This window comes from Pseudoalteromonas sp. A3, from assembly GCF_025942345.1.
GTDB classification, from domain to species: domain Bacteria; phylum Pseudomonadota; class Gammaproteobacteria; order Enterobacterales; family Alteromonadaceae; genus Pseudoalteromonas; species Pseudoalteromonas atlantica.
In genome coordinates this window covers 109253-116245 of sequence record NZ_JAPCKL010000013.1, presented here as the reverse complement: position 1 = coordinate 116245, position 6993 = coordinate 109253, and the positions used below count along the sequence as shown (strand labels likewise).

Below are 6993 nucleotides of genomic sequence, written 5' to 3'. Positions count from 1 at the left end.
ATTAGGTTGTGGCATGGTTCACCCTAACGTACTTAAGTCAGTAGGTATTGACCCAGAAAAATACACCGGTTTTGCTTTTGGTATGGGCGTAGAGCGCTTAACCATGCTGCGCTATGGCGTAAACGACTTACGTGCATTTTTTGAAAATGACTTAAAATTCCTAAACCAGTTCCGTTAAGAGTGAAAATATAAAATGAAATTTAGTGAAAAGTGGTTAAGAGAGTGGGTAAATCCTGCTATTGATACGCAAGCTCTTTCGGAACAGCTTTCTATGGCTGGCCTTGAGGTTGACGCAGTTGAGAGCGCGGCAGCGGATTTTAACGGCGTAGTAGTTGGTGAAGTGGTTGAGTGCGCACAGCACCCAGATGCAGATAAACTTCGCGTTACTAAAATCAATGTAGGTGGCGATGAGCTACTTGATATTGTGTGTGGTGCGCCAAACTGTCGCCAAGGCATTAAAGTCGCTGTTGCAACAGTGGGCGCTGTTTTACCGGGCGACTTTAAAATTAAAAAAGCCAAATTACGCGGTCAGCCATCACACGGTATGCTGTGTGCCTTTGTTGAGCTAGGTATTAGCGAAGAAGGCGACGGCATCATGGAATTGCCAAGCGATGCGCCAATTGGTACAGACCTGCGCGAATACTTAGGCCTTGATGACAACATAATTGATGTTGATTTAACGCCAAACCGTGGTGATTGCTTGGGTATAAAAGGCCTTGCACGCGAAGTAGGTGTATTAAACAGCGTTGATGTAAACGAGCTACAAATTCCAGCAGTTAGCGGCACTATTGACGATGAAGTATCTATCGAGCTTGTTAATTCTGATGCGTGTCCGCGTTACTTAGGGCGTGTAATCAAAGGCATTAGCCTTGATGCAGAAACACCGCTTTGGATGGTTGAAAAGCTTCGCCGTAGTGGTATTCGCTCAATTGACCCTGTTGTTGATGTTACTAACTATGTATTACTAGAACTTGGCCACCCAATGCATGCATTTGATTTAAATGCAATTGAAGGCGGCATTAAGGTTCGCAGCGCCAATGCAGGCGAAGAGTTAGTATTGCTTGATGGCAATACTGCAAAACTGAACGAATCAACACTTGTGATAGCCGATCATAATAAAGCACTTGCGATTGCCGGTATTTTTGGCGGTGAGCAATCAGGTGTTACAGAAAAAACGTCTGATATTTTATTAGAAAGCGCGTTTTTTAACCCAGTCGCAATTGCAGGTCAAGCCCGTAGTTACGGCTTACATACCGATGCATCACACCGCTATGAGCGTGGCGTAGATTTTACCCTGCAACACGATGCAATGGAGCGCGCAACTGCTTTATTACTTGATATTGTTGGCGGTGAAGCAGGACCTGTCGTAGAAGCTGTGGCTGCTGATAAACTGCCAAAAGTGACAGAAGTACGCCTACGTCGTGCGCGTTTAGACCGTGTAATTGGTCATCATATTGACGATGCGAAAGTGACTGATATTCTGACTCGTTTAGGCTTAGACGTTAAGTTTGAAAACGACAGCTGGAGCGCTGATATTCCAAGCTACCGCTTCGATATTCGTATTGAAGAAGACTTAATTGAAGAAGTTGCTCGTGTTTATGGTTACAACAGTATTCCAAATGTTGCGCCAACCGCAAAATTAAAAATGACTACACATGACGAGTCAACAATTGCGCTAAGTAAGTTTCGCAATACGTTAGTGACACGTGGCTACCAAGAAGCAATTACGTACAGCTTTGTAGACCCTAAAGCACAAGCTATTATACACCCACAAAGTAATCCGCTTATACTGCCGCACCCAATTTCAATTGAAATGTCGGCTATGCGTGTAAGCTTAATGCCAGGGCTTTTAGCATCGGTTGCGTATAATCAAAACCGTCAACAACCACGTATTCGTTTATTTGAGCATGGTCTTAAATTTATCAGCGACGACAGCGCAGAAAATGGCCTGCAGCAAGTCCCTGTCATTGGCGGTGTGATCACTGGCCTTGCACACGGCGAGCATTGGGTTGAGCAAAAACGCAACGTTGATTTTTACGACTTAAAAGGTGATGTTGAAGCCTTATTAGCAATCACCAACGATACAAGCCGTTTTGAAATTAAAGCAGAGCAGTCAGACGGTTTACACCCAGGCCAATCAGCAGTTATTTATGTTGAAGGTAAAAAGGTAGGATTTTTTGGTGCTCTTCACCCTCAAGTGCAAAAATCGTTAGATATCAATAACGCAACTTTTGTATTTGAAATAGAAATGTCTGCAATAGAAAAAAGAAATTTACCGCAAGCTGTAGGGGTTTCAAAATTCCCTTCAAACCGCCGCGACATCGCGATTTTAGTGGCTGATAGCGTTAATTCAGGTGATATTTTAAGCACAATAGAAAAAGTTGGCGGAAATCAATTGGTTGACCTAAACTTATTCGATGTGTATAAGGGCAAAGGTATTGAGCCAAATTATAAGAGTTTGGCGATTGCTCTAACACTGCAGGCGGTTGATAGAACACTCGAAGAGAAAGATATCAATCTGGTAGTTGATAACGTGGTGGCCACATTGGCCGAAAAGTTTAATGCATCGTTGAGGGACTAGATATGGCGCTTACTAAAGCCGACATAGCTGAACACCTATTTGAAAAGCTCGGGATCAATAAAAAAGATGCCAAAGATTTAGTTGAAGCGTTTTTTGAAGAAATCCGCTCAGCGCTTGAAAAAGGCGAGCAGGTTAAGCTCTCTGGATTTGGTAACTTTGATCTTCGTGATAAAAAAGAAAGACCAGGCCGTAACCCGAAAACAGGAGAAGACATTCCTATTTCGGCGCGCCGCGTGGTGACCTTTAGACCAGGTCAAAAGCTTAAAACCCGTGTAGAAGTGGGCACAAGCAAAGCAAAATAAAAAAGGGCAGCGTAAGCTGCCTTTTTTATTTAAAAAACCATCTGGCATCATGTTTTAAAACACATTTATTGCCAGGGGGTTTTGCTTACCTAAAATTCTCGCGGCGATACAAACTCACCGTTTTGTATTTGTTCATACGTTTGTTGAGCAAGGGCATCAAGCGCATCTAAACTTTTACCATCGCTCATCAGTTGGTGCTCAATGGGTAGTAAATCTATATTCTCAATGCCAGCGCTTTGCGCCACTTTCGAAAAAATGTAAGCGTGCTTATATTTATCATGTTTATAAAATAAGCTGATTAACGAGGTATACACTTCAGGGTTTGGCTGTTGCCCTTGTTTATTTAGCTCAAGCGTTTTATATAGCAAATCAATTGTTTTTTCATCGTCAAACTTAATGTAATAAGAAGCTAGATAAAACTGCATTTCTGCACTGTTGGTTACGCTTTCATCATTTTCCATTGCAAGTAAACGAGTCAGCGCACTTTGCTCATTGTTACGTGACCAATGATAGTAAAGCAAACCTGGGTGGTTAGTGTTTTTTGTGTCTTGATAAAGTCGGGTCATCTCTTTAATGCTAGTAAGCTGACCTTCAATACGCGATGTTGTTTTAGACTTTAGTTTAATATGTTCTATTTTTGCGGCTAAAGTAATACATTGATTATACGACTCAAATCCCTTAAGCAATTGGTATTTGTTTTCATCTGTGGGTTTTTTATATTCTATATAGCGTTTTAAAATAACCTCAGAGCGCTCATTTTTACAATGGCTATCTTTATTTAAATCACTACAAAAGCCAGGTGTTTCTTTACATACCTGAGCGAGAGTCAGTGGTTCTTCGCATCCTGTTAACGCTAGCATTGTTAGTATTGCGCTTGCTCTTAAAACCATCCCTTAACCTCAAATGAATATATACATTACTATTCTAGCGCAATCATTTGTGCGCTAACAGTAGAGAATAACTTTAGATTAACTTAGAATAGCCCTGCCTGAAGTGCATTACTCTCAAAATCTAATGCATTTTTAAAGGCTATCCGTTCAAAATGATTAAATTAGGTAAATAAAATGACCTCATCTCACGAATTAGAATATACAAATAGTTGGCAAGAACGCCAAGATTACGCTGAAAGCATGCAACCTATCATTGGTAAGCTTTATCGTAACCGTGGTATAGAAATCGCTGTATATGGCCGTCCTCTCGTTAATGCCAGTACTATCGATATTATCAAATCACACAAAACTGTAGCGCAATTTGAAGGCACTAAATTACGTTTACGCGAAAGCTTTCCGTTTTTAGAAGCCATTAGTAAAATGGAGCTAAACTCAGCACGTATTGATATTGGTAAACTTGCTTATAGCTATTTGTACAGCGATGCTGCTAATGGCCGCACAGTTGATGAATTTGTTAAAGACGAATTAGCCGAAATTGCAGACTCACCAGCCAAAGAGCCGCGTGATGTTGTATTGTATGGCTTTGGTCGTATAGGGCGTTTGTTAGCACGTTTACTAATCGAAAAATCAGGCCCTTATGCCGACTTACGTTTACGCGCAATTGTTGTACGTGGCGGTAAAGAAGGCGACCTTGAGAAACGTGCAAGCTTACTGCGTCGCGATTCAATTCATGGTCCATTTAATGGCTCAATCACAATTGATACGCAGCGTAATGCAATTAAAGCGAATGGCAGCTACATCCAAGTGATTTATGCTAACTCGCCAAGTGAAGTTGATTACACCGCTTACGGTATCGAAAATGCACTCGTAGTTGATAACACTGGTATTTGGAAAGACGAAGCAGGCCTTGGTCAGCACTTAGAGTCTAAAGGGGCTGCAAAAGTACTATTAACAGCACCGGCTAAAGGCAACATTAAAAACATTGTTTATGGTGTAAATAACCAAGACATTAAGCCTGAAGATAAAATCGTGTGTGCAGCAAGCTGTACCACCAATGCGATTACGCCAACCCTTAAAGCATTAAACGATAAGTTTGGTATTAATAACGGCCACGTAGAAACCGTACACTCTTACACAAACGATCAAAACCTTATTGATAACTACCACAAAGCAGAGCGTCGTGGACGTGCTGCTGCACTTAATATGGTAATTACCGAGACAGGCGCAGCTAAAGCGGTATCTAAAGCGCTTCCTGAGCTTGAAGGTAAGCTAACAGGTAATGCGATTCGTGTGCCTACACCTAATGTGTCGCTTGCTATATTAAACTTAAACCTTAATAGCAGCACCTCTGTTGAAGAGCTAAATGCGTTTTTACGCGAAACAGCACTGCATTCAGAACTGCGTGACCAAATTGATTACACCGCATCAACCGAAATCGTATCTACCGATTTAGTCGGTAGCCGCTACGCAGGTGTTGTAGACTCGCAAGCAACAATTGTTGAAGGTAACCGCGTTGTTTTATACGTATGGTACGACAATGAATTTGGCTACAGCTGCCAAGTAGTTCGTTGTATGCGTGATATGGCTGAAGTTGCTTTCCCAAGCTTACCTCGCTAATTTAAACGCAATTATACTAAGCCAGCTTTTTTGCTGGCTTTTTTAGTCGCGTTATATTTTTAAAGTGTACCCTGTGTGGTAGGCTTTAATTATTGAAATGCTTATTTGATTTCATTCAATAATGCATTTTACTATTTAACCTGCAATCTGCTTGAGATAGTTTAATTATCCACAGTACAGGTTTTTAAATAGTGTCAGTTCTGCACTTTTAGGCCGCTCTTTTTTGTAATTTAGTGTCCAAAAATAGAGTCAATTTAATCCAAAATATCAACGTGCCTAACAAAGCAGATAAACTTATTCTACCTTAAGGTTTTTTCATGAAAATCAGCAGCAATTTTGATAGTGGTAACATAAAGGTTATCGAAGCCAACGATCCGTTAAATATTCAATTAGAGATAAACAACGATCACCAGTCTGAATTTTACCAGTGGTTTCACTTTCGTCTAGAAACAACGCCTTATCAACTGCATAAGTTAAACATTAATAATTTAGAAAACTCTGCCTACCCAGATGGATGGGAAGGCTACCAAGCTGTTGCCTCATACGACCGTCAAACATGGTTCCGTGTGCCTTCAAATTACGAAAATGGCACGCTTACCTTTGAACTAGAGCCTGAATGCCCCAGTGTATATTTTGCTTACTTTGCGCCATATAGCTACGACCGTCATTTAGATTTATTAGCCTGGGCGCAAAGCGAAGAGCTTTGCCAATTACAAACATTAGGTGAAACACTTGATGGCCGTGATATGAGCGTGCTTAAAATTGGTCAGCCTAGTGAAGATAAAAAAACAATCTGGATCACAGCGCGCCAACACCCAGGCGAAACTATGGCAGAATGGTTTGTAGAAGGGCTATTACACAAACTACTAGATGATGAAGACCCGCATGCCGCTGCTCTTTTATCAAAAGCTGTATTTTATGTAGTACCAAACATGAACCCAGATGGCAGCGTACGTGGACACCTTCGTACTAATGCAAAAGGTGTTAACTTAAACCGTGAATGGCAAACGCCTAGCATGGAAAATAGCCCAGAAGTGTATTTAGTACTGAATAAAATGCGCGAAACTGGCCTCGATATGCATTTAGATATACACGGTGATGAAGCTATTCCTTATAACTTTGTGGCAGGCAGTGAAGGTATTCCAAGCTACGATGACCGCTTAAAAGACTTAGAAGATAGCTTTAAAGCAGCGCTACTTACTATAACGCCAGAGTTTCAAGATGAGCACGGTTACGATAAAGACGAGCCGGGCAAAGCTAATTTAACAGTTGGCTCATCTGCAACGGCAGAAGAATTTAAAGCACTTACTTACACAATTGAGATGCCTTTTAAAGACAATAACGACTTACCAGACCCAGATTACGGCTGGTCAGACCGCCGCTCGTATCAATTTGGTCAAGATACTTTAGCGGCAATCGTAAATGTCGTTGATAAATTAAGATAAATTAGTATAAGGTAAGGGCAACATTAAAATGTTGCCCTTTTTTATTACAAAATTAACAAATAATAAAAGTGCGCAATAGCTTAGTTATCGTATTACCTAGCTCTGAGTAAGTAATAAACAATCAACAGTCTCAAATAAAATAATAAGAGGTATTTAGC

At 40.9% G+C, this 6993-nt stretch carries 5 protein-coding genes and 1 pseudogene; 5 read left to right on the top strand and 1 reads right to left on the bottom strand.

Features of this window, described 5'->3' with window-relative positions; translation table 11 throughout:
* From OIZ54_RS17655 to ihfA, 3 genes and pseudogenes are all read left to right on the top strand, one after another.
* Positions 1–178 (top strand): annotated as a pseudogene (locus OIZ54_RS17655) (phenylalanine--tRNA ligase subunit alpha); the annotation flags it as partial.
* Positions 179–193: 15 nt separating this feature from the next.
* Complete coding sequence (gene pheT, locus OIZ54_RS17650) at positions 194–2581, top strand: phenylalanine--tRNA ligase subunit beta (RefSeq protein ID WP_054983636.1); 2388 nt, start codon at positions 194–196, stop codon at positions 2579–2581.
* A 2-nt stretch (positions 2582–2583) separates the two neighbouring features.
* Positions 2584–2883, top strand: a complete 300-nt coding sequence (ihfA, locus tag OIZ54_RS17645; RefSeq protein WP_002960690.1) for an integration host factor subunit alpha — start codon at positions 2584–2586, stop codon at positions 2881–2883.
* Positions 2884–2972: 89 nt separating this feature from the next.
* On the opposite strand, the gene OIZ54_RS17640 is transcribed toward ihfA, so the two are convergent.
* Entirely contained in the window at positions 2973–3773 is an 801-nt protein-coding gene (locus OIZ54_RS17640; RefSeq protein ID WP_054983637.1) for a DUF2989 domain-containing protein, read from the bottom strand.
* Positions 3774–3947: 174 nt separating this feature from the next.
* Between OIZ54_RS17640 and OIZ54_RS17635 the strand changes: the two genes are divergently transcribed.
* Both OIZ54_RS17635 and OIZ54_RS17630 read left to right on the top strand, forming a co-directional pair.
* On the top strand, positions 3948–5390 hold the full coding sequence (locus OIZ54_RS17635; protein ID WP_004587235.1) for a glyceraldehyde-3-phosphate dehydrogenase: 1443 nt from the start codon (positions 3948–3950) through the stop codon (positions 5388–5390).
* Positions 5391–5707: 317 nt separating this feature from the next.
* Positions 5708–6835 carry a M14-type cytosolic carboxypeptidase gene (locus OIZ54_RS17630; protein WP_004587236.1) on the top strand — a complete coding sequence of 376 codons (1128 nt, stop codon included), beginning with the start codon at positions 5708–5710 and terminating at the stop codon, positions 6833–6835.
* Positions 6836–6993 lie beyond the last annotated feature (158 nt).

Coding starts and splice junctions, on each gene's coding strand:
- pheT (WP_054983636.1), top strand. CDS start 194: ATGAAATTTAGTGAAAAGTGGTTAAGAGAGTGGGTAAATCCTGCTATT.
- ihfA (WP_002960690.1), top strand. CDS start 2,584: ATGGCGCTTACTAAAGCCGACATAGCTGAACACCTATTTGAAAAGCTC.
- OIZ54_RS17640 (WP_054983637.1), bottom strand. CDS start 3,773: ATGGTTTTAAGAGCAAGCGCAATACTAACAATGCTAGCGTTAACAGGA.
- OIZ54_RS17635 (WP_004587235.1), top strand. CDS start 3,948: ATGACCTCATCTCACGAATTAGAATATACAAATAGTTGGCAAGAACGC.
- OIZ54_RS17630 (WP_004587236.1), top strand. CDS start 5,708: ATGAAAATCAGCAGCAATTTTGATAGTGGTAACATAAAGGTTATCGAA.